Source organism: Rhizobium sp. ZX09, from assembly GCF_017357485.1.
Lineage (GTDB): Bacteria > Pseudomonadota > Alphaproteobacteria > Rhizobiales > Rhizobiaceae > Agrobacterium > Agrobacterium pusense.
The window spans coordinates 2107768-2130522 of record NZ_CP031363.1 but is presented as its reverse complement, the minus strand read 5'-3'; the positions used below and the strand labels follow the sequence as shown (position 1 = coordinate 2130522).

Sequence of the window (22755 nt, the reverse complement as noted above, 5' to 3'; positions counted from 1 at the left end):
CGACTTATTCTTCCGAGATCAGGCCATCATAAACTTCAAGGAGAGCGGCGGCGATGGCCGCACCCAGCGCATTGCCGGCATCGCGAATGCCTGCCTCGTCGCCATCACGGACGGAAACGGCGAGATCGGACGCCTCGTTGGCAACGATTTCCTTCGCACGTTCTATTGCCCAGAGGCCGAAATCGCCGCGGTTGTCGATTGAAATGGTTTCCATGGCCGGGACCTTTGTCATTGATGTTTCCGTCCATTAAACCATCGGACGCCAAACGGGAATAGGCGAGGGGAAGGTCATTCAACCAGCGGGCGTGCAATTTCCCCGCCTCAAGCGGAGGATTTATAAAAATATTAATGATAGTTCTTCGTAGTGTTTGAAGCCTTCTATTTTATGCATATGCGTGCCCATAACAATGAAACGATGCCTATCTTGGACGCCGGACAGATTATGACAGGGAGAGAGATGCCGCAGACGGAGGAGACTGGTCATTCCTGGCCGGTCATTTCTCTTGCGTCCCTACCCATTACTGACGCAACCATCGATGAAACCGCGCGGGATTTCATCCTGCGTGCAACGACGGAGCGTACGCCGGGTGCAAGGCCGTTTTATTCGACATCCGCAAACGGTCAGGTCATCGCGCTCTGCCACCACGACCGCGAATTCGACGCCATGCTGCGGCAGGCGGACCAGATTCACGCCGATGGCATGTCGCTGGTGATCTTCTCCCGCAAGTTCTGTGCCCGGGCCTTGAGAGAACGGGTTGCAACGACGGATCTCGTCCATGCGGTGGCCAAGCGCGCCGAAGAGACGGGCAGCCGGTTTTATTTCCTCGGCGGTTCCGAAGAGGTGAACTGTGCGGCGGTCGAGGAAATGCAGAGGCTTTATCCGCGCCTCGTCTTTTCGGGACGCCATAATGGTTATTTCAGTCCGGGTCGCGGGGACGAAATCATTGCCGATATTGTCGCCTCGAAGACCGATATTCTTTGGGTCGGCTTCGGCATTCCGCTGGAGCAGCGCTTCGTTTCGCGCAATCTGGACAGGCTTTCCGGCGTCGCCGTGATCAAGACCTGCGGCGGCCTTTTTGATTTCATTGCCGGCAAGAACAGCCGGGCGCCGCAGTGGATGCAGGATATGGGGCTGGAATGGCTCTACCGGGCGATGCTTGAGCCGAAGCGTCTTGGAAAACGTTACCTGCTGACCAATCCGATCGCCATATATTCGCTGCTGAAGTATCGCTTTGGCGCTTCGGGGCAGAACCGCTAGATCATTGCGCCGTCTTGCCCGATAAATGTAAGGTTTTTCTAACTTATTGAATCAGCGCGCTACGGCGCCGAAACCCGTTGCAACTGCGAACGGGTGCGCTACACTGCACAAATATTACAAATTTATTCGAATCAGAGATATTTCGAGGCCACCAATGGTGATTACGTCCATTTCTCTTTTCATATATGGAATTGGCACCGTTACCTCTCTCGCCATGACCTATATTGAAGGCGCCCGCCGCGACAAGAGCTGGGATTTTTATCGGGTAACCGGCATTGTCCTTTGTTTTTTCTGGCCGGTGCTCGTACCGCTTCTCGTACTTGCGACGGCCTTTTCGTCTTTCGGTTTGCAGAAACGGCCCGCGAACCCGATGTCGTTCGGCAGGCAAAAGACACTGGGTTAAACGTGACGGTAAGATCGGGCGTCAGCTCTTCTTCGCCGGCGCCTTATAGGGGGTGAGCGTGATGCCGAGGCTCGCCATCACCCGGCCCACGGACATGAGGGGCGGATGGGTGGCGGGCAGCAGCGAACCGGTTTTCAGCAATGCGGAAACGGCGCGGAAGAGCGACAGGCACAGGCTGACGGCATTTTTGGCGGCGAGCAGCAGTCCGCCCTTCAGGCCGGGGCGGCGGGCGCGATCGATGCTGTAATTGATGATGCCGGTCCGGAGCGAGCGCTCCATGATCCAGCGCGGCACCATGCGGCTTTCCGGCACGTATTCGATGATGAGGGCGTTCGCATTCCAGGCGAATTTGAAGCCGGCCTTGCGGCAGCGTGTGAAGAAATCCATGTCGCCGCCGCCGAGGAAGTTGAACCGCACGTCGAATTCCGGCTTCGGCAATGTTTCGAACACTCGCCGTGAAATCAGGCAATTGCCCGAGCCGTGGATCTGGTCGACCGGACCGGTCGGTGCTTCTATGGAACCGAACAGCGGATGCGAAAGAACCGCCCTGGAAGCCGGGGCGTCGAATTCGCGGTTGACGGGTCCGCCGACGATATCGGCGTCGAAGGATTTCGCCGCCGAGACCATTTGCCCAAGCCAGACGGGGGAGGCGGCCTCGTCGTCATCGATCATCAGAAACCATTGCGCCGAAGGATAGCTCTGCCGGGCGGTGCGGAACGCCGTGTTGATGGCGTAACAATTGCCCTGTGTCGGTTCTACCAGGGCCAGCCCGGCCATGTCGTTTTCGGCAAAAAAGGCGCGCGCAACAGCAAGACCCTGCTGGCCTGCACCATCATTATCGACCACGACGACCGCGAAGGGAAAATCGACCTTCTGAGTTGCAAGCGATGCAAGTGTCTTCTTCAGGCCTTCCGGCCGGCGGAAACTGGGGATGCACACCACCGCTTCCGGCATGATCTCGGACATGGAAACTCCTAAATTCCGGCAAGTGCTGCGGCGGAAAAAACGACGGCCCGGAGGCTCTGGCGCGGGCGATGGATGACGGTGTCGGCCAGTGCCGAAAAGGCTTCCCGGTAACGGCGGGCACGAAACGCCTGGGCAACGGTATAGGCGTTCATATGGTTTTCGGATTTGCGGCGAAGCCGTCCGAGCTCCTGCGGGGGTATGGCTGCGACGATGGCGGGATCGGAAAACACGGCTTCGATTGCCGGTTCGCAATCGCGGAAGGTCAAGAGCCGGTTCATCATAACGCTCGTCCGGTGAACCCGATAATCGAGGACGTGGCGGCCGGGAAGATAAACAAAGCGGCCCGCGGCGGCTAGCCTGCACCAGCCGTACCAGTCTTCCGCATACCGCAGGGTCTCGTCGAAGCCGCCGAAATCCTGGAAGATTCGGGTTCTGACCAGCATGATGCCGCCATTGACGATGAAGTTTCCGCCGAGCAGCGGCCGAAGGATGAAGCCGTCAGGCTTTTCGCGGCGACGGATGAGGTTGCGACGGCCGATCTTTGCACCGTTTTCATCGATACGCTCGTAATCGCCATAAACGGCAACGACATCCGGGCCGGTGACGCCGGCGCAAAGCGCCGCGACGGCGCCAGGCTTCAGGCGGTCATCGGCATCGAGAAATATCGTCCACTCGCCACGTGCCTGCGAAAGACCGAAATTGCGAACCGCGGAAACGCCCTGCCGTCCCTGCGGCCGGGCAAGCAGTTTAACGCGCGGATCGGAAAAACCCTGCACCTTTTGCGCCGTGCTATCAGTGGAACCGTCATCAACCACCAGCACCTCGCAGACGGTTTTGCCCTGAAGCAATGCGCTTTCGATCGCTTCCACGATGTAACGCTCGCCATTGCGAACGGGGATGACAATCGAAACGGATATCAAGCTTTAAACTCCGTGAGGCATGGGCCAAGAATTCGCATGGCGAAGTTACTACCGGATTAAGCGGCGCTGGCCAATTATGACGTGGTATAGCGGCGGTTAACCTTGCAAATCTTTAATATCCTTTTGGCATGATCAGAATGTTATGTTTTGAGAATGGAGCGTGCCGGGTCCATCCGGATGTGCGGAAACGCTCCGACATTTTGGGCTGCGCATCGTTGCTGGCGAAAATCGATCCCGGTTTTCCCTCGATGCGCCGGGGTTGTGGAGGCGGATGAATGCGGATCGGGCGGCGGAATTTTCTGGGCGGTGCGGCAAGCGCGGGCCTTTTGCACGCCGTGACCGGCACAGCCTCTGCCGCGCAGAAAAAAACCTCGACCAAAACCGCCCCTTACGGCGCGGCCATTTATCTGCCTGACCTCACCGCCGATAGCCGCATCGGTGAGGCGATCGTGAAATATTGCTCGCGCATCACCCCCGTGACTGAAATGAAATGGGAGGTCATGCGGCCATCGGAAGCGGTGTTCGATTTTGCGCCCGCCGATGCACTCGCCAGCTTCGCGCGCCAGCACAAGCTTTCCATGCATGGCCATCCGCTGATCTGGTACGCCTCAAATGCCCCCTGGATTGCCGGCATCGGTGGCAGCGGCAAGGTCGAGAAGCTGATGGAAACCCATATCGTCAAGGTGATGGAGCGTTACGGGGATGTGGTCCATAGCTGGGACGTGGTGAACGAACCGATCCCGGATGTTCCCGGCAATGTGCGCGCCCGGCGTGACGCCTGGTATTACGGCGCCGGGCCGGACGCCATCAAGAAGGCCTTCGATATCGCCCATCAGGTCGATCCGAAAGCGCAGCTAGTTCTCAATGAATATGACGTGGAATTCGCGGTCGAAAAATCGCCGGCCAAGCGCGAGGCGTTCCGCAATCTCATTCTCGAGCTTCTGGAAAAAGGGGCGCCCATCAACGCCATCGGTCTGCAGGGGCACCTGCGCGGCGGCTGGCCGATCGCCAAGGACGAGCTTGCCGCCTTCGTGACGGAAATGCGCGGTTACGGCCTTGCCGTTCTGGTGACGGAGCTTGATGTGATGGACCAGACGCTGCCCGGTCCGGAAGCGGAACGCGATTTGCTGATCAACGGTCAGGTCCGGGATTTTCTTGAGGCGGCCTCGGCCGGCGGCCCGCTTTCCTCGATCACCACATGGGGTATTTCGGACCAGTATACCTGGATCCGCTGGGCCTATCCGCGTCGCGACGGCACGGCGAACCGGCCGTTGCCGCTCGACTGGAGCTTCAACGAAAAACCCATGATGGCCATCATCAATGAATTCCGGAACCGTGGTGCGTGACTATGAATGCTGAAATGCCGCTTCCTCCCGTCCAGAAAGCGCTGCAGGTCAATCTGCATCCCTTCGACGCTCCGCATGCCGCATTGACGTTGCCGCATCAGCTACGGGTCTGGGGCGGACAGGTGGACCGCATTCTGCTGACGGTCGATACCGGCCAGGTGGGGGCCGGTCGCTACAAGGGCAAAGGCTTCGAAGCGTCGCGCAAACGACTTTTCGACATGCTGGAGGAAATGCAGATCAACTATCCGCATCTCGTCGTCGATATCGTCGATTACAGTGATGAGGCGCGCAAGGCGGTGTCCGAGACCTTCTTTTCCCGGTCGGCGGTTCCCTATCCCGCCAAGGCTTTCGACGGCGGTCCTTTCCACGTCTATTTCCACGGTCTTAAACGGGCCAACGCCCGTTACGTACTGCACATGGACAGCGACATGATGTTTGGCGGCGGCAGCCAGAGCTGGTTTTCCGAGGCGATCGCGCTGCAGAAAGCCAATCCGGATGCGCTGTGCATCACGCCGTTTTCCGGGCCGCCGACAGTGCGGGGCGATCTCGATATTTCCCGCCATGTCGGCATGCCCGGCGTGAAGAACATTCCTGAGCCGCGCAAGTTGCCGTCGCGTATTCCCACCTGGCGCTTCGCCACCGTTTCCACACGTCTTTTCATGATCGACATGGAACGCTTCGCCAAGCGGATCGGTTCGCTGGAACTACTCAGGCCCGATGTCAAACGGCGCATCCGCTCCTATGCCTATAATCAGCAGCCCATCTCGATGCCTGCTGAGGAGGTGTTGAGCACCAACATGATGCGCCGCGGCGTCTACAGGCTGGATTTTCTCGGTACGGGTAAAGGCATGTATTCACTGCACCCGCCTTATCGCTCGCCGGAATTCTATTCGGCGCTCGCTTCCATCGTCGAGCGGATCGAAAAGGGCGATATACCCGAAGGTCAGCTCGGCGATTTCGATATCAACGGATCGATGGTGGACTGGACCAGCGCGCTGGCGGCCAAGACACGCTCCAAACGTTACGCGAAGGCCCTGCGCCATCTGATATCGGCCAATGTGGGGCGTTTTACCAAGGCTTGAGGCGGCGGCCCGGCTGGTGCCGGTCTGCGCGGGGCCTCAATAATCGGTGATGAGTTTGCTCCAGCTCTCCGAGCATAGTCCGCCTATATAGATATCCCCGGCCAGCGCCCTTTCCCTCAGCAGATCGTCCCGGGTGGCCATGCAGAAATATCCGTCATGGCGGAAGCTCATGTGGTTCTGGCGGTAAAGCGCGTTGATCAGAAAGGGCTGCGCCATGCCAGTGACATGGGCGTAATTCTCACCGTCAAAATGGTGGAACAGTGTGTTGAGGACATCGTTTTCGCGGCCGGCATCACAGACGAGATTGAGCACATAGGCGGTTCGCGCCGGCTGGCCGAAAAACAGGGCGGCTCCCATGACATGACCTTCGGCCGTCTCGATCGCCAGGCTTTTCAGTTCGCCCAGGCTCTCATTCGTCCTGCTCATGCCGATCAGCCAGTGAAATTCGTCATGGGACCATTCCGGGCGGACGGAAAAACGCTCGATCATCGGCAGCGCTGCGCGGCGGAAGGTTTCGAAATCCACTTCTTTTACCCTGGCGCCCGGAGCCTGCTGCGGCCTTAGGCCTTTTTTCCATTTGCGCAGGACGCCGTCCACGAAGCCGAGCGCCGCCAGGGCAAGCGTTGTCTTGGCCAGTTTCGAACGGCGCGGCATGCGCAGTGCGATGGTTGAGAAGGGCTTCAGCGCCTTGTGCCATTGCAGGCTTTCGATGGGCAGCATGTTGCCGCCGGTCGCAACCCAATGGTCGGCGCTGACAGGCGAGGCTGTATCCGAAAACAGCATGTCGTGTTTCGATGCCCGCATGCCGCGGGACAGACGCGCGGCCCCGAGTGCGCCAAGTTTTCCATCCGACGCGAAAGCACAGAGCAGGCGCGCCGTGACGGTTCTTCCATTGGCGACAAACCGCATGGGCACGGCCAGAATGACGCTTGTCACACCATTCTCTCCCGCATCGTAAACCACGCTGCCGTAATCCGGATCAAAAACGGGGCTGCTGAAGAACAACGTCTCTACATAGGAACGAAAATCGAAGCTCGTCGTGGGCCCTGTCTTCCTGAATGCGCTGTTCAACACCCGCTCGACAGCCGGCACGTCGTCCCTGCGCATGGGGCGGACGCCGGTTGAGCTTTGCGGCGCCGGGCATCGCGTCAACTGACCGTTATCGCTATCGTCCGTCCTGGTGTGCCTCGGAACGTCCACCCTGGGTCTCCAGCCTATGCGCATTTACGAAATCAACCGAAAGATATATCTTGAGTTGTTAATATACGCTAAATAGAGTATCTGCTGGCTGCGTGAGTATACCTCCGGCATGCGAAGACGGTTCTCTTGTCGTGCAAGTAAAGTCGGACTTTCCGGGCAGGAATTTCGTGGTAAATATTAAGGAAATCAGCGCATTAAATTTTCGATGCGAAGTTAACGCCTGAGAGCCGTTCTTCAGGGCGCAGCTTCTTTCCCGGCAGTCCTACTCCGTTTCTCACTCTTTGACCTCGTTCCGGAAGCGCAGCCGGAAATGACGGAATTACTATTCTTCCGTGCATTATATATAACTAAAAAATAGGATTTTGGGAGGATATTCGGGTAACCGGATGAAGCATCGGACGGGATGCCGAGGCGGTGGAAAGAGGAAGAGAAAAACCCCTTATGGATGCACCGCATGACGGACAGGGGCGTGGCTACTGGCGGGACGCATTGTTTTATGTGACGTTCCTGTACTTCACAGTCGGTTTTTCGCCCTATATCTCGCTCTCCTCCACCTATCTGGGCTCCGCCATGGCGGCCGGGTCCAACCTGCTCAACCAGCTCACCGCAGTCATCCTGCTCTGCAGTTTTGTGGCATTCATGGCCAGGGAGCGCTCGTTCTCCATCATCCTTGCGCCGCGCCTGCTGACAGCGGCAATTTTCGGCTGGTTTGCCTTGACCTCGCTTCTCGGTGAAGCACCATCGTTTTCGCTACGTCGGCTTGTCATGTGCGCCATCATCTGCGTGCTCGCCGGCGGGTTCCTGCAGCTGCCGCGCACCGAGCGGCATTTCACCACGCTGCTCGCCACCTGCGTCCTCATCATATTGTTCCTGTGTTATTTCGGCGTCGTCGCCCTGCCTTCGCGGTCCATTCACCTGGCAAGCGATGCGCTGGAGCCGCTGCTGGCCGGCAACTGGCGCGGGGTCTTCCAGCACAAGAACGAGGCCGCATCGGTCATGGCGGTGCTGATCATCGTGTCGATTTATCTTTGCAGGCGCTGGTCCTTCATCGGCGGCCTCTCGGTGCTGCTGCTTTCGGTTTTCTTCCTGGTCAAGACAGGTGGCAAGACGGTGCTCGGCCTGATGCCGATCATCGTGGCAACCGGCTGGTTCATCGTTCGCTGGCCCCGGTGGCGTTATATGGTCGTGACCCTGCTTCTTTTGTTCTGCGCGGCCGTGACCGTGGGCACCACGGTAGACCCGGTGTTTTCACAGATGCTGACGAAAATGGGCATCGACGCCAGCTTTACGGGCCGAACCGATATCTGGGCTGTCGCCATCGATTACATCCGCAAAAGCCCGATCCTCGGATATGGCTACCAGGCCTTCTGGCGCAGCGATACGCTGATGTCGAGCTTCACCGAGGACAATAGCTGGGCGACCACCGCGCCGGCTTCCCATAGCGGCTATTTCGACCTGCTGCTGGAAGGTGGCGTTCCGGGGCTGGTTCTGGTGCTGATATGGATTTATCTGCTGCCGCTCCATAATCTCGGCAAAATGGACAGCGCCACGCGCAACAGTCCGTTGACGCGGCTTTATGTCGGCGTCTGGCTTTACGTCCTGCTATACGGCTTTCTGGAAACGCTGTTTCTTCTGAGCGCGGGTTTCGTCTGGTTTTTCCTGCTCGTCGCGATGATGGGCCTGCATCTGCAGGCCCATGCCAGCCTCGTCGAGGAAGAGGCGGAGCGGGAACCCGGCCAGTCCGGCGGCCCCGTGCGCAGTGCAGCGAAGCCGGGCGGGCCGCCTGCCGCACAACCGCAGGTCCTGCATTCCCGTTGACGGTTCGAGATGCGCCGCCACCGCCGGCCGCGCTGCGTCGGGTAATGATGCAAGATCACTGCTCCATACTGGTTCCGTCATTTGATATCGCGGGCAGCAGCTGCACCGCGAATCCCTGTCGGAACCTGCAATTTTTCGGCGTGAAGAAATTATAAAGTTTTTTATCATAATTATTTTGCGACAAAAGGAATCGCGAGCAGCCCATTGATCGGCTCTGCTCAGCTTTTCCTCAAGATGCGGCCTGGCGCCTGGCCTTTCAGGGGCGCCATGCCACGGGGGGAGACGACCTGTGCGTATTGCAGGGACAGGCCCGGACTTTCTTCGGCGTATGCATGATGCAGAGGCAATCCCAGCCGATGATGCGGCTATCGAAGCCCTGATGACCGGGGTCCTCGACGTGCCATGCCAGCCTTGCCGAACACCTCCTGTGGCACGGGGAAGGAGCGGTTTTTTCATGACGTGAGGTTTCCGTGTCCTTTCTCCAGAACGCCAGCATCCGCACAAAAATTCTTTCCCTCATTCTGCCGATCTGCATCGTCGGTCTTGGCGCCACCGGCTTCATGTCCGACCGCTACAAGCACGCGGACACGGCCTATTCCGATTTTATCGCCAAAGACAACGCCGCCCTGGTGGAGCTTGCCCGGGCAAACCGAAACCTGCAGTCCATGGCCTATGGTGCGTATCAGATCATGGTTTATGACGCCAATAGCCCCGACTTTAAAATCGTGAAGCAGGAATATGCGGTGGACAGGGCAGAGGTGGTAACGCGGCTGGACGATGTCAAAGCCATTTTTCCGGAAGAGACAGCAGCACTCGACAGGCTGTTGCGAGACGTCAAGGCCATTATCGCCATCACGGACAAGGCCGTGGAATTCGGTTCGGCCAACCGCAACCAGGAATCCGCTGCGGAGCTTCTGAGGGCTGACGTTGCCATGCGCGCTACGGGCGCCGACATCGCCAATCTTCTTGACAGGCTTGCCAAGGGTGTCGTCAAGGGAAGCGACGACCTGACCGATCAGACCAATTCGACCATCCTCACCTCGCTGATGGCTGTCGGCGTTGCTTTCGCGGCCGGCATTATTCTGGCGCTTTTCGTGGCTTCGCGCGGCATCACCACGCCGATTGCCCGCCTGCGCGAGCGCATGGTCTCGCTGGCCGCCGGTGAAACGACGGCGGAAATCGACGGAATGGCACGCAAAGACGAAGTCGGCCAGATGGCGCAGGCGGTTCAGGTTTTCCGTGAAAATGCCATCGAGCGCATTCGTCTCGAGCGGGAAACCGAAGCGAACCGCAGCCTGTCGGAACAGGACCGGATCGACCGTGAGCAGCAGAAGGCGAAGGAAGCGGCCGACGTCAAATTCGCCGTCGACAACCTCGCTGCCGGTCTCTCGAAACTCTCCGACGGCGATGTCTCCTACCGCATCCGCGAGCCGTTCACGACAACGCTCGATACCGTGCGCAACGATTTCAACACATCGGCGGAAAAGCTGCAGGCAGCCCTGACCCGTGTTGCGCAGAACGCCAACGGCATTGGCGCGGGGGCAAACGAAATCAAATCGGCCGCCGACGATCTGGCGAGACGTACCGAACAGCAAGCGGCGGCCGTGGAGGAAACCGCTGCGGCCCTGGAGGAGATAACCACGACCGTGCAGGATTCCACCAAACGCGCGCAGGAGGCGGGCCTGATCGTCAGTCGCGCCAAGGCGGGCGCGGAACAATCTGGCGAAGTGGTGCGCCGCGCCGTGGTCGCCATGGAGCAGATCGCCAATTCTGCCAATGAAATCAGCAATATCATCGGGGTGATCGATGAGATCGCCTTCCAGACAAACCTGCTTGCCCTGAATGCCGGCGTGGAGGCCGCCCGCGCCGGTGAGGCCGGCAAGGGCTTCGCCGTCGTGGCCCAGGAGGTGCGCGAGCTTGCGCAACGCTCCGCCCATGCTGCCAAGGAGATCAAGGCGCTGATCACCACCTCGAACGATCAGGTGCAGCAGGGCGTGCAGCTGGTGGGTGACACCGGCAAGGCGCTGGTGACGATCGTATCGGAAGTGCAGGAAATCAACCGCCACGTGGTTTCCATCGTGGAGGCTGCGCAGGAGCAGTCCTCGGGCCTGCAGCAGATCAACACCGCGGTCAACCAGATGGATCAGGACACCCAGAAAAACGCGGCGATGGTCGAAGAAACCAATGCCGCAAGCCACAGCCTGGCCAAGGAGGTGGCCTCTCTCAACCAGTTGCTGTCGCAATTCCGCCTCGGCGACAGCGCCTATCAGCCGCAGAGCCAGCCCGCGCCGGTGCGCACCGCCGCCGGCGGCGAAAGACCGGTAGCCTCACCCGTGCGTGCGCTCGGCCACAAGCTCGCTGCCGCCTTCGCGGGCAATGCCGCCGTCGACAGATCGAGAGATGAATGGCGTGAGTTTTGATCCTGCGACTTCATTCGCCTAAAACCAGCGCCCGGTGCTTCGACCACCGGGCGGCTTTTTGCCTCTGGGTTGTCGAAGAACGGATAGCTTATCTCAGACCACCACTGATCCGCCGCCGCCAGCCTCGCCCATCGCCTTCAATGCTTCAGTAATATCGATCGGGACGGAGTCTAACGGCGTTTTCGGGGAGGACTGTTGCGACGCGCAATTGTCAAGCACGCTGCCTAGGGGATGCGGCAACGCCATAGGCTTCCGTCAAAAAACGAAGAGTGGCAATCCGGGGTGATACGTTCTGCGTAAAATGGCGCACCCGACAGGATTCGAACCTGTGACCTTTGGAATCGGAATTGGGAGACTATGGTTGTAAGTCCTTGATATTGCTTCTTCCAGTTCTCGGGTGCGCTACGACTGTGCTAAGTTACATACCTCGAGCTATTCGCGAAAAGCAGTGATAATGCTGCGTTCTGGGGGTGAGTTCTTTCCGTTCTTTGACAACGACTCGTCTCCTACGGATGCCTTTCGCGGTTTCAAGTCGCTGTGTAGATGCCACTCATCATCGGCAACTATGTTGAAATCTCTGAGTGGGGCCTCATCGTCTCTCGCAATCTGCCCGATGTGGGAATTGAGGTAGCCGATGAATGCCTTGTCGGCATCTGAGGCAATAGAATTCCGGCCCAGTTCGATCGCAACGCGTGTCGTCACGCCACTACCCGCAAAGAAGTCGAGTACCGTTGAGCCGGGATATGACATGGATTTTACAATTCGCTCAATCACGGCCTTCGGTTTCTGCGTAGGATGCCCGACACGCTCCTTGGAGTTTCCATTCAGACGTGGAATTTTCCAGACGTTTGTCGGGTTTATGCCCTTCTCTAAATTCTCCGGGTTGAGGCGTTTGTCTTTCTTGTAGGCTGCCAGTGTGGCTGGGTCGAGCTTTTGTCGTACAGCGTCGAGATCAAAGTAATACTTATCGGATTTTGCAAACCACGCTATTTCCTCGTGCCGATTTGCAAAGAAACGCTGTGCGCCCATTCCATTTGGGTAATTCCAGATAATCAGGTTCGCCAATAGCATGGCGCTGTTGCGCCTCATCCAAGCGATGAGGCTTAACAGGTCCCCCGACCCTGCCTCGCCTTGGTACTGAAGGCCACCGAAGAGAACGAAGTTGCCCGTAGGCGTGAGGACGCGCTCAACCTCTCTGATCCACTGTGCGGCCCAGTCCACATAGTCGGTCATGTCGTCCCAAGTAGCCACATTGATGTTGTAGGGTGGATCGCAAACAACCAACTGAATCGATTTGCTCGGTATTCGACGGAGTGTTTCCAAGCAGTCGCTTACCGCGACGAAATGCTTTGTATCGCAGATGTTATCCTCTTTGATCTGAGACACAGACGAATGCTTTCGACCGTTTTTTTTCAAGCTGTTCATGCCGATGTGGCCGGCATTACGGTGTGATCGATTAGACATCAGGTTCCGATCTCAAATACTTCGTTAATGTGATAGGCTTCGGTTAGAAACGTAGTTCCAAACAGCTCGCGAAGCGATGCCTTTTCTGCCGGTTCAAGAGATGGGGCATGCGCGTTCCACTCCCCGATAACCGTCCTTATCGTTGTGGTGCTTGCAGCTACGGAGCCAGCATCCGCCGCAATAAGGTCTCCCGAGAGAGCAAGGCTTTGTAGATTTATTGTCCTCGGGGTTTGCGTGAGCACACCACAACTTTCCAATATGTTCAACAAGAAGGGGCAACGGTGCCTTGCGGCTTCTTCAGTCGCGGGCTCGATGCCCATCTCGTCACAAAAGTCCAATACCGGCTGGAAATCGAAGAAGCCATCATAGATATCGGCTTTTGGGATCGAGGCGATACGGTATTCAAAGTATAGGTATTGCAGCATCTGCTTCGCAGCAGGCATGTTTAGGAATATCTTTGTGTATAGTTTTCGAAGATCTTCAGATTGTGGTAATGCTGAGGCTATAAGCTGATTGTAAAACGGCGCCCTGTGCGGAGTTTCGCTTGAGTATGTACCGTCTTCGTTCGCTGATATTTGAATGTCGGCAACATTTATGAAAGGTTCGAACAGATCCCATAGCCTCTGGCCATCTTGCGTCAGTTCAGGGATAAAGTTTGCGGGATTCTCAGCGAGGCGGATATCAGTAAGAAGTCCAATTTCGATAGCGGCAAGAATTTTATACTTGACCTGTCGCCGATACCCCGCAATGCGTCCTGCCCCAAATCCTCCGGCTAATTTGATATAGTCATCTGCAAAGGCGCTGCCGTCTCTTCCATTGGCGAAATAGTATAGAATGGACAGCAGGTGGCCTAAGTGCGTACCTTGCGGATAATGAAAACTGGCCTCCGTCGCACGCTGGAGTTGGCTGGTTTGTGGTGCAGACAGCCCACCAAAGCGGGCTACGCGACTTGAGACAACATTGCTGCGCTCGGCCGCCCAGCGAACTTTTACGAGCGGCTTTAGCCGCGCGCCTGTCAGATTGCGTTCGCCACGCACTGCTGCCCCTTCGGCACCTTCTCCGGGGTCGGCTGGAAGGACAATTCTTTGTAGGGCGAGAATTCCCGAAGTGGTCAACTCGTCTATGTCTTGCTGGCTGCTTACAAGGCTGATGCCGGGTTGTTGTCCGGTTAGCCATTGATCTATCTGCTGCGCAATACCAGCGAGGACTTCATCGTTGTCCCCATCGTCGGTATCCAGAATAATTCCGGCTTCAATGTTAAGCCCCGAAAGTCCAGGCCCGGTAAGGTTCGAAGAGCCGATGTATGCGCTTTGACGCCCGTTGGCGAATTTGAAATGATACACCTTGGGATGAAACAGTGAGGTGTCAAACGCAGCTATGCCGATGGCTGCATGTTCTCGAGGAAGAACCAATGCGTCTTTCAACATTCGCACATGATCAGCCAGAGTCGCTCCCCGGTTTGAACCGATTACGAACCGAGAGACACCGTTGTTCTCGGCGCACTTCTTGAGAGCTGGCAGCAAAAGGGAACTGCCTTCAAATGTGTAGTAGCCCGTTTGGCAACGAACTTCATCGATGCCCGCCGCTACGGCCTCATTCATCCATTTCGCCACCGTTTGGTTGGCGTCTCTAATTCTCGAATCGATGTATCTCATTCTCCCATAAGTCAGGACCTGTGCCATCTTGACAAGCTCAGACCGTTGCTCCAGCTCAAGGTAAGTGTGCAAAACGAAAATTATAGACGTTGTGACCTTCGGCTGCGCGCCATTGCTTTGGCCGACCACCTTGGCATCGCGCTTTCCGCAAGCTCCGCGAAATCGTGCCTCGATATGCGTACAACTGATTGCTGCAATCGAGGAATCACGTGACAGCCAGACATGCCAAGACAAGCCCGCTGAAAGCATCGGCGAGAGATTTGACGCTCGGTGTCGCCGTTCCGCTTGTGGGTGTCTGCGTGATGATCGCGTGTTGGGCCCTGTACGTGGAGCTATCGGGAGTTCCACCGTATATCCTTCCGGGACCGGGCACCGTTGCTGCGGCGCTCACCAAGGATTGGTATATTTTGCTGGCGGCGCTATGGGTGACCGCCCAGACCACCTTTGTGGCGCTATTCCTCGCCGTTGTCGGAGGAGGAAGTGCGGCAGTGGTCTTGGCACAATCCCGATGGATAGAAACCCTCCTGTCGCCGGTCATGGTGACGCTTCAAGTAACGCCAATTGTCGCGATAGCACCGCTGATCCTGATTTACGCGCCGACGCCGTGGACTGCGCAATTAATATGCGCGTTCCTCGTTACCTTCTATCCGATCATGCTGAATACGCTGCAAGGCTTGAAGAGTGCCGATCGAAATCATGCTGATCTGATGAAGACGTATAGCGCGTCCCGTTGGCAGACCCTCATTTATCTAAAACTACCTTCGGCACTACCGAGCTTCTTCGCTGGTCTCAGAATCGGAGGCGGGTTGGCGTTAGTGGCAGCTGTTGTCGGAGAGTTCGCGGCAGGGCAGGCCGGTAACAACGCGGGCTTGGCCTTTCGACTGCTGGAAGCGCAATACCGGCTGAATATGCCGCGCCTCTTCGCTTCGCTCGTCTTGCTCGCTATGCTCGGAGCGATCATCTACGGCCTCACTTCCACGCTGTCCAAGCTTGCCCTTCGTCATTGGCATGAGAGTGAGCAGAAATAGCCGCTGCGTAGCCTACGCAAATCAGAACCTCACAAAACGCACATTTTCTGACGTTTGCGCTCTGGATGGCGCTGACGCCTTGATCCCATAGAGCAATTTTCAACCTGCCAACAACGCTCGCCCTTCCTGCTCATCGGCAACATAACGAACGGCATGGAAATGCTTTTTTTTGTGAGGTTCTGATGAAACAAGCGCGCGTTTTGACGGATGCCGAATATAAACGGCTGCTGGCCGTGGTGGCACAGATGAAGCATGCGGGGCGAAATAGGCTTGCGTTGATGCTGTCGCATCTCGCAGGGTTGCGCGTAGGTGAGATTGCTGCCCTGACGGTGCGCGATGTTCTCGACAGCGACGGGAAGGTTCGCGAGCAACTGCGGCTGCGGGCCGAGATCACCAAGGGCGGTCATGCTCGCGTGGTCTTCCTGAATGAGAAGCTACGCCGGGAGATCGAGCGTCATAGAGAGGACTGGTCAGAAAATCGGGATGCCGATGCACCTCTAATGTTGACGCAGAAGCGGACGGCGTTTTCCGCAAACACGCTCTGCCAATTGATGGGACAATTATATAAGAGCGCCGGTCTCGACGGGGCGACCTCGCATAGCGGTCGCCGCTGGTTCATCACCCGGCTTGCTCATTCCGGCGTTAGTCCAAAGGTCATCATGACGCTCGCGGGGCACCGGAACCTGACGACCACACAACGCTACATTGATGTTCGCGACGAGATGATGAAGGCGGCAGTCGATTTGCTTTGACCGCCGCCCATTCTGGCACGGCAAAAGTTCGCTCAACGAACTTTTCTGAGGAACACTATAGGGGCTTGGCGACCTCGATCCGTTTCGGTTTGTCGCGCCAGCAGGCGGTCTCGAAGTCCCTTTTGTCGAGGGAATGGGAACCGGCCTTCATGCGTAATCCGAACTGACCGAATCTCGCGACGAGCTGTTCATGTCCCTCGCGCATCTTTTCCGTCCGGTCATCATCACCGTTTGCGAACGTGCTTTCGCCCGACAGCTCTTCCAGAACCATGTTCCACGAGGTCATGGTCGAGTAGCCGAGTGAGATGGCTTGCAACACGAGATAGGTGTCTTCGCCATGTGTGCGGAAGCTGGAATCGGGAAGTAACGGTTTCCGCCCCTCTTTCTCGAAGTTTCGGACAACGATCATGCTGCCTTTCAGGTCCGTGCTCTTCTTGAAGACGTGATTGTTCGTATACGGATTTCCTGGGGCATTCAGCTCCTTGCTGAAAGGAGCCTTCCTCCCATAGATCGGGGCAAAGACATCAACGCCGCCATAGGCATCTTTTCCGTTCGCTGCCATTTCCGCAAACAGGCGGTAGCTGCTGTTATGGTTTTCGTCCTGCATCAGCACTGCGTCGTCATCCATGATGATGCCCCAATCGAAATCGCTGGCATATAGCTGCTTAAGGCAGTCGATGCGGTTTTCGATCAGGATGCGAGGACCGACGCGCTCAATGTCGGCGCCATGCTCGGCAAGCAGACCAAGCTCCTTGCTCGCGGCAATTTCTTCGTCGGTCCAATTGGACGCAATGACGTGAACCGGAATATCCGTCATCCGCCGCCACCATTCGAGTTGCCATTCGAAATCGAATTTTCGGTCGGCTCGGTGTTCGGCGTCGTCAGGTAAGAAACTCGTCATGAAGGCACCGAATGCGCGGCCGCTGGAGGACGGCGTGGCCGGAAACGTCGTTTTTGCCCGCCTGTTCTTTTCGATCAACGCATAGTTTCGGGGGCGATGATTGGGAGCGGCTGTAGCACGCGTAGCAGTGCTTGCAGGAGCCGATTTCGCTTTCGTTTTGCCAGAAGATCCGCCTGGGCTTCCCGATTGCGTTGAACCTTTCGATCCCTGCGGCGGCGTTTGCGGTGCAGGCGGCGTTGGTACGGTTGCCGGAACGAACGGTTCGCAAATCTGCGTCGGGTCCGTCTTCCTGCCGATGATCAACGGCGATCTGTATTCGACGGTATCGCCATTGACAAAGGTATGTTCGATGCAAAATGCAGCGTCTTCGACTTCGCCATGCGCGATGTACCCGCCAATGTCTTCACCATAGGCCAAGAACGAATTCCAGACAGCCTGCGCGTCGGCAAGCAAAAGCTCGTTTTGAGGCAACGTGGTTGCCGCGGCCTTGAACACAACAGACGGATAGTTGGTGTTCATCATGCCCGACGTCTGTTCGAAACCGAGTTCGATATGCTTGCCGTCAAACACCCACTGGAATCGCTTTGGTCGCGAAAGGGGCATCGTCCTTTGCGCGTTCGCCTTATGAAACAGGGTCATCGCGATATCGAGACTTTTGCTGTCGCGCTGCATCGCGTCCAGCGACATCGTGAAATGCCGTGTGCGCAATCCGAGTTTGCGACCCTGCCGAAGCTTTCTATCTGCGTAGTCAGACACCGGCAACAATGTCAGACGCATGGGGGATTTAGCGTTGTCGGCCAAGATCAGCCCACAATTATCCTCGCGGATTGTCCAGGCAGTGTCCTGCTGGAACTGCTGCCGGAAGATATCGGCATCGGCCAGATCGAGAATGAACTGTCCCTTGCCGTTCAATTCGGGCAGCGCATGGGCCAGCGTGACGGTGGCATGCGTGAAGCTGTAGGCGTCGGAGAGAAAGCGGAGTTTTGTAACAGGGCCGTTGCCGGCATCCTCGTTCCAGATGGCAATGTATTGCAACTGACCTGCCGATGACGATTTGCAGGTGCCGGAAATCAGATCGACGGCGCGATACAGAGAGAACATCGGCTTGTCAGCAAGCGGATGAGTGGTGACGGCCCTGTCACCTATCGCTTCCAACAGGTACTTTTCGATTGTCGCATCGCTGTCGTCTTCCCGGATATCGACAAGAAAGGTTTGGCCACCCTGCGAAAACAGCATCGACCGATGAAAACCATCCGGCAGGCTAACACCCGGCAAGGCGTTTTTTACAATCGGCTTGCGCTTCAATTCTTCCGATATCGTATTCAACCGGATCGAGCGAAGCTTTTCGGCCTTGGCTGTCGCCGGTCGCGCAAAGTGCTGGACGGCAAGAATGTAACAGCCCGACACGCCGCCGTTGCTGACGAGCCAATCGACAAATTGCTGATCGCCGATTGTTTCTGCCGCGAGAGCGAGAACATTGCTCATTTGGCTGCGCCACGATTTGCTCCACTCACCGGAGAAGGCCAGATCGACAAGGGCATTGTAGGGATTGGCTTTCGTTACCTTGTTACAGGCTTTTCCGTGATCGCTAAGGAAGCTTTCGAATGCCTGCGCGTCTTGGCGGATACTTTCACCGAGTTCGAAAATCTTGTCCAACGCGACATGCAGCAGGTTTTCTGTCTTGCTCTCGTGCTGCTCGAATGCGGCGGCGGCACTTTTGATCGTGGCGAACTGTGCTTCGTAATAATTTTGGTCGCGAATTGTTTGTTTTTTAACCGCTATTCCCACTGGATGCCTCACGCATTTTAATCAACGTGGCGCAATCAGACGATGCAATCCTTAAAATTTGCAGACGATCCCAATGCGAAAATCCTTTGACGGACGACATGTTTAACAAGCCCTCAAAATACGCCATCTACACCCCCGCGATCAGTCAGGAATTCGCGAAGCTCGGATATTCGCAGCACCTCAAGCGCAGCTTTGCGTTTCTGGAAACCGACCTGAACTTTCTCGACCCGAAAAGCGGTCTGTTTCACTACCCCTATGCGCTCTACAGTGCGGGTCAGGCCGCAAAGACGGCGAACTCGGCGCTCGAAGACAACATCGTGAAGTTGCGCGACCGGAAGGCGACCACTGTCATCGGTGATAGCGGCGGTTTCCAGATACAGGGCAACAGGATCAAGTTCACTGGCGATCCGACATGCGAACGCATGTTGCGCTGGCTGGAAACACATTCCGACTATTCGATGTCGCTGGACTTCCCAACCGGCGGCATCACGCCCGGCAATGTCGCCATGCATGCCGAACGGCTGATAGCTGAGGGCCATAATCTCGATACGATGTGCGCGGTAAACGGTCTGTCACTGGATTTTAATGCCTGCCTGAAACAGTCTTTGCTCAACCTGGATTATTTCGTGCAAAATCGAGAACCGGGGGCCACGGAACTCCTTAACGTCCTTCAGGGCCGCAACGAGGCGGAAAGCAAGGCATGGTATGAGGCCGTGAAGGGTTATGGCCTCGAAGGCTGGGCATTTGCAGGTGCTCACCAGAACTCCTTTTCGTTGCTGCTCAACCGCCTCCACGACATGCGCAACGATGGCCTGCTGCAAACCGCGAAGTGGATACACATATTGGGCATTTCCACGCCCTCTATCGCCTACCTGTTCAACGCGCTGCAACGCTGCGTGACCGAAATCAATCCCGATCTCCAGATCACGTTCGACACGGCAGGCCCGTTTATTTCTGCTGCGAAGTTTCAGGCGCTGATGACCCACCGGCTGGATAAGGCCGGATGGACGTTCTCGACGGTATCCATGCCGAAAGAAGGCAGCCCCTCGGATACCCGCACGCTGAATGAGCTTGCATGGGAAATTGCACAACGTCGCCCGAGGGCAAAGCGGGGCAGTAAAACCATGCACGACGAACAAACCCTCTACGCGATCCCTGCGTCAACGACGGTCGGCGCGCGGGTAAAGATCAGCGAAATTTGCGCGGGGTCGGGCGGCTCGTCCGATCTCGACAATGACAGCATCATGATCCTCATGAACCATAACGCCGAAGCCTATGTCCGTGTGTTTCAGCAGGTGAACAGGATTTTCGATAATCCCGAGGAATACGAGAATGAAGTCCCCGTAACCCTGAAAGGGCTTCGGTTTGCCATCGAGGATATATGGGCCGATCCACAATCCAAGACGACCGCTTGGGCGTCATTTCTCGACACGCTGGCCGCGGCGTGATCGACAGTGCCCTCATAGATGCGGCATGGTATGTGTCGTGCAGTCTGGTGGATTGTAGCGTAGCGATCACGAGGCGTCGCCAATATCAGACGCAAAACCGAGACATGACTGGGGGCGCGCGACACCGCGCCTCTGGAAAAATTTTCCTCGAAATCCCCACATGCCAAGGAAATTTGAAAGATCGTTCTGCGTCTGGAGGCGACGGCATTCTTTTATTGAAATACTGACCGCGCTGAGAACTCTCTGGCTATGTGAGGTGGGAAACGGTGGAGATCAAGGAAACGGCAGATTTATGGGTCCTGCGCGAAAAGAAACGTTTGAGGATTCCCGACGTCAAGCAGTATGCGGCGGAGTATGCTTTGAAAATAGATGCGGAAATTATGGAGACCGGGCTGGAGATTGATGGCCCGTGGCTGTTCATATCCCGCAACCTGCCGAAGGACAGCAAAACTTTCTTCGATTGGGAAATATGCCGCCCGGTAAAGAAGCCCGAGCGCTACGAGGGAAAGCTGGAGCTTGTTCATCTGGAGCCGATCATGGTGGCGACTAAAGTGCACCAAGGCTCGCTACGAACACTTTTCACGAAGGGGTATGCCCCCCTTGTCGCCGAAATGGATATGTCCCGTTATATCTACTCAGGAGAGAGTCGTGAGATATATCACGGCTGGAACGGTCCCGGGTCTCCATATCACAACATCGAAATCCAGTTTGGCTTAGCGCGTTGAACGTTTCGCAATATCTGAATTTCGTGGCAAAATCGCCTGAACTGAAAAATCAGGGAAATACATGGTCGCGAAAGGTTGAGTTTCGCGACCGATTTTTGCGACGCCTTCCGTATGGGTTACGACTTCCTCAAGGACAGTCCAACGCCCTTGCAGGAAAAGCGGGTATCGAAGGCCTTGGTGTAGTCGGTGTCGGTCTTCAGCAAATTCACCTTCACCAACTCGTCGGCAAGCCATTTATAACGCTCAGCGGTGAGGCAACCGATGCCCTTGTCCAGCGCATCGCCCGAATCGACAATCCCGTATTGCTTCATCTTGTCGATAGCGTATTCGATCTGGCCATCTGTCATTTCGGGGTTGGTTGCTTTAATCAGCGCATTGGCGGCTGCATTGTCCCCGTATAGGTAGTTGTACCAGCCCTCAATCGAGGCATCGACAAACCGCTGCACGAGATCGGGATTGCTGTCGATGAGGCTCTGTTTAACCGTGATCGTGGTCGCATAGGGCTTGTAGCCGCTGTCAGCGAGCAGGAAAATCTTCGGCTCTCTGCCGGTCTGCTTTTGGATCTCATAAGGTTCAGCGGTGATCAGGCCTTGTTGGGCGGAATTCTTGTCGGCGAGAAACGGCGCAGGGCTGAAAGTGTAAGGCCTGTACTGATCATCACGAAAGCCGCCGAAATTGGCCTTCATCCATTCGAAATACGCACCGAACCCGCCTTGTGTCATGAAAATCGTTTCGAGTTTGGCGAGGTCTTCAAACTTCTCAACGCCACTGTCGGGATGGGCCAAAATGACCTGAGCGTTTTTCTGGTAGAACGCGGCGACATCAACGAGCGGTATACCTTGCTCAATGCCGACAAGCTGCTCCTGCTGGGTGCCCAAATAGAAGTCGAGCTTGCCTGTTAGCAGCAGGGCGCGGTTTTGTGCTCCCGGCCCGCCCTGTTGAATTTCGATATCGAGGCCGTATTTGGTATAAGTGCCGTCAGCGACGGCCTGATAAAAGCCGCCATGATCAGCCTCGGCGAGCCAATCGGTGCCGAAGCGGACTTTATCGAGAGAATAGGCAGGCGAGGCGATGGAGACCGTCGAAATCGCAAGCGCGGCAACAATCGCTGCCTTGCCGGATGAGATATGCGCGTTCATTGGAAATTCCTGATACGGAAAGATGCGGAAGATAAACGCGGCGATTGTATTAGGTGGCTGTTGGCCAAAAGTTAAGATCGGTGTCGGCGAACATCGGTTATTGCCCGGCGATCGATTTCGCTGGCGAGCTTTTGCTGGAATTCAAGCAGCGCTGGATAGTTGTCCAAGCGCATTCGCTTCAGTCGCCATGAAATTCCGCAAAGCGTGGCAAGCCCCGGCTCTCGGTCGACGGCGATGAGATGCGAATAGTAGCGCGGGCTACGGCCAAGCCATATTCGCGAAAATTCCATCTGCGAACTGGTCAACCCATCCGCCCGTAATGCCTCGTAGATGTCTTTGATTTTCATTCTGCTATCTCCTTGAAACAAATATTTATTTCCAAGAAGGCACGGCGCTAAAATGGTGCTGGATAAATAGCACGTTATTTCAGCAGGGGATTTTC

Annotated in this window: 19 protein-coding genes and 1 tRNA gene; 10 read left to right on the top strand and 10 right to left on the bottom strand. The window is 56.5% G+C overall.

The features are described from left to right. Window positions 1-4 precede the first annotated feature (4 nt). Window positions 5-214, bottom strand: coding sequence for a hypothetical protein (locus BTN45_RS10645; RefSeq protein WP_003491679.1), 210 nt, complete (start codon window positions 212-214; stop codon window positions 5-7). Window positions 215-457: 243 nt separating this feature from the next. Here BTN45_RS10645 and uppL point away from each other — a divergent pair, with 243 nt between their 5' ends. Continuing rightward, a complete protein-coding gene (gene uppL / locus BTN45_RS10640; protein WP_207589725.1) occupies window positions 458-1258 on the top strand; it encodes a polysaccharide biosynthesis UDP-hexose transferase UppL in 801 nt (266 codons plus the stop codon). A 154-nt stretch (window positions 1259-1412) separates the two neighbouring features. Further along, complete coding sequence (locus tag BTN45_RS10635; RefSeq protein WP_004443233.1) at window positions 1413-1661, top strand: hypothetical protein; 249 nt, start codon at window positions 1413-1415, stop codon at window positions 1659-1661. Between the two features lie 21 nt (window positions 1662-1682). On the opposite strand, the gene uppJ is transcribed toward BTN45_RS10635, so the two are convergent. Both uppJ and uppH read right to left on the bottom strand, forming a co-directional pair. Beyond that, the gene (gene uppJ, locus BTN45_RS10630; RefSeq protein WP_207587665.1) at window positions 1683-2627 is read right to left on the bottom strand and encodes a polysaccharide biosynthesis UDP-hexose transferase UppJ; all 945 of its coding nucleotides are present in this window, start codon (window positions 2625-2627) and stop codon (window positions 1683-1685) included. Window positions 2628-2635: 8 nt separating this feature from the next. Then, the gene (uppH, locus tag BTN45_RS10625) at window positions 2636-3547 is read right to left on the bottom strand and encodes a polysaccharide biosynthesis endo-1,4-beta-xylanase UppH (RefSeq protein ID WP_207587663.1); all 912 of its coding nucleotides are present in this window, start codon (window positions 3545-3547) and stop codon (window positions 2636-2638) included. Window positions 3548-3822: 275 nt separating this feature from the next. Here uppH and uppI point away from each other — a divergent pair, with 275 nt between their 5' ends. Together uppI and uppG are read left to right on the top strand one after the other, a co-directional pair. Then, window positions 3823-4893 carry a polysaccharide biosynthesis UDP-hexose transferase UppI gene (uppI, locus tag BTN45_RS10620; RefSeq protein WP_112556916.1) on the top strand — a complete coding sequence of 357 codons (1071 nt, stop codon included), beginning with the start codon at window positions 3823-3825 and terminating at the stop codon, window positions 4891-4893. A 2-nt stretch (window positions 4894-4895) separates the two neighbouring features. Further along, window positions 4896-5975 (top strand): polysaccharide biosynthesis glycosyltransferase UppG, encoded by a 1080-nt coding sequence (uppG, locus tag BTN45_RS10615; protein WP_172874348.1) that lies wholly within the window; start codon window positions 4896-4898, stop codon window positions 5973-5975. 36 nt (window positions 5976-6011) lie between these two features. Here uppG and BTN45_RS10610 read toward each other — a convergent pair whose 3' ends face one another. Then, window positions 6012-7082 carry a GNAT family N-acetyltransferase gene (locus BTN45_RS10610; protein ID WP_207587661.1) on the bottom strand — a complete coding sequence of 357 codons (1071 nt, stop codon included), beginning with the start codon at window positions 7080-7082 and terminating at the stop codon, window positions 6012-6014. Between the two features lie 534 nt (window positions 7083-7616). Here BTN45_RS10610 and uppW point away from each other — a divergent pair. Both uppW and BTN45_RS10600 read left to right on the top strand, forming a co-directional pair. Further along, window positions 7617-8993 carry a Wzy-type polysaccharide biosynthesis protein UppW gene (gene uppW / locus BTN45_RS10605; RefSeq protein ID WP_112766887.1) on the top strand — a complete coding sequence of 459 codons (1377 nt, stop codon included), beginning with the start codon at window positions 7617-7619 and terminating at the stop codon, window positions 8991-8993. Window positions 8994-9463: 470 nt separating this feature from the next. Then, window positions 9464-11413 carry a methyl-accepting chemotaxis protein gene (locus tag BTN45_RS10600; RefSeq protein WP_207587658.1) on the top strand — a complete coding sequence of 650 codons (1950 nt, stop codon included), beginning with the start codon at window positions 9464-9466 and terminating at the stop codon, window positions 11411-11413. A gap of 302 nt (window positions 11414-11715) precedes the next feature. Here BTN45_RS10600 and BTN45_RS10595 read toward each other — a convergent pair. The 3 genes from BTN45_RS10595 to BTN45_RS10585 form a co-directional block, all read right to left on the bottom strand. Next, window positions 11716-11814 (bottom strand) — tRNA-OTHER (locus BTN45_RS10595). A 31-nt stretch (window positions 11815-11845) separates the two neighbouring features. Continuing rightward, a complete protein-coding gene (locus BTN45_RS10590) occupies window positions 11846-12838 on the bottom strand; it encodes a site-specific DNA-methyltransferase (RefSeq protein ID WP_207587655.1) in 993 nt (330 codons plus the stop codon). A gap of 38 nt (window positions 12839-12876) precedes the next feature. Further along, the gene (locus tag BTN45_RS10585; RefSeq protein WP_207587653.1) at window positions 12877-14532 is read right to left on the bottom strand and encodes a restriction endonuclease PLD domain-containing protein; all 1656 of its coding nucleotides are present in this window, start codon (window positions 14530-14532) and stop codon (window positions 12877-12879) included. Between the two features lie 209 nt (window positions 14533-14741). On the opposite strand from BTN45_RS10585, the gene BTN45_RS10580 reads away from it, so the two are divergent. Continuing rightward, window positions 14742-15560, top strand: a complete 819-nt coding sequence (locus tag BTN45_RS10580) for an ABC transporter permease (RefSeq protein ID WP_246751640.1) — start codon at window positions 14742-14744, stop codon at window positions 15558-15560. A gap of 182 nt (window positions 15561-15742) precedes the next feature. Further along, the gene (locus tag BTN45_RS10575; protein ID WP_207587651.1) at window positions 15743-16312 is read left to right on the top strand and encodes a site-specific integrase; all 570 of its coding nucleotides are present in this window, start codon (window positions 15743-15745) and stop codon (window positions 16310-16312) included. A gap of 55 nt (window positions 16313-16367) precedes the next feature. Here the strand turns inward: BTN45_RS10575 and BTN45_RS10570 are convergent, their stop codons facing one another. Further along, window positions 16368-19001 (bottom strand): hypothetical protein, encoded by a 2634-nt coding sequence (locus BTN45_RS10570; protein WP_207587649.1) that lies wholly within the window; start codon window positions 18999-19001, stop codon window positions 16368-16370. A gap of 98 nt (window positions 19002-19099) precedes the next feature. Between BTN45_RS10570 and BTN45_RS10565 the strand changes: the two genes are divergently transcribed. Then, the gene (locus tag BTN45_RS10565) at window positions 19100-20449 is read left to right on the top strand and encodes a hypothetical protein (protein ID WP_207587647.1); all 1350 of its coding nucleotides are present in this window, start codon (window positions 19100-19102) and stop codon (window positions 20447-20449) included. Window positions 20450-20715: 266 nt separating this feature from the next. After that, window positions 20716-21174 (top strand): hypothetical protein, encoded by a 459-nt coding sequence (locus tag BTN45_RS10560; RefSeq protein ID WP_207587645.1) that lies wholly within the window; start codon window positions 20716-20718, stop codon window positions 21172-21174. A 116-nt stretch (window positions 21175-21290) separates the two neighbouring features. Here the strand turns inward: BTN45_RS10560 and BTN45_RS10555 are convergent, their stop codons facing one another. After that, window positions 21291-22313, bottom strand: coding sequence for an ABC transporter substrate-binding protein (locus BTN45_RS10555; RefSeq protein ID WP_207587643.1), 1023 nt, complete (start codon window positions 22311-22313; stop codon window positions 21291-21293). A gap of 71 nt (window positions 22314-22384) precedes the next feature. Beyond that, window positions 22385-22660: a DUF6626 family protein gene (locus BTN45_RS10550; protein WP_207587641.1), complete on the bottom strand. Its 276-nt coding sequence runs from the start codon at window positions 22658-22660 to the stop codon at window positions 22385-22387. Window positions 22661-22755 lie beyond the last annotated feature (95 nt).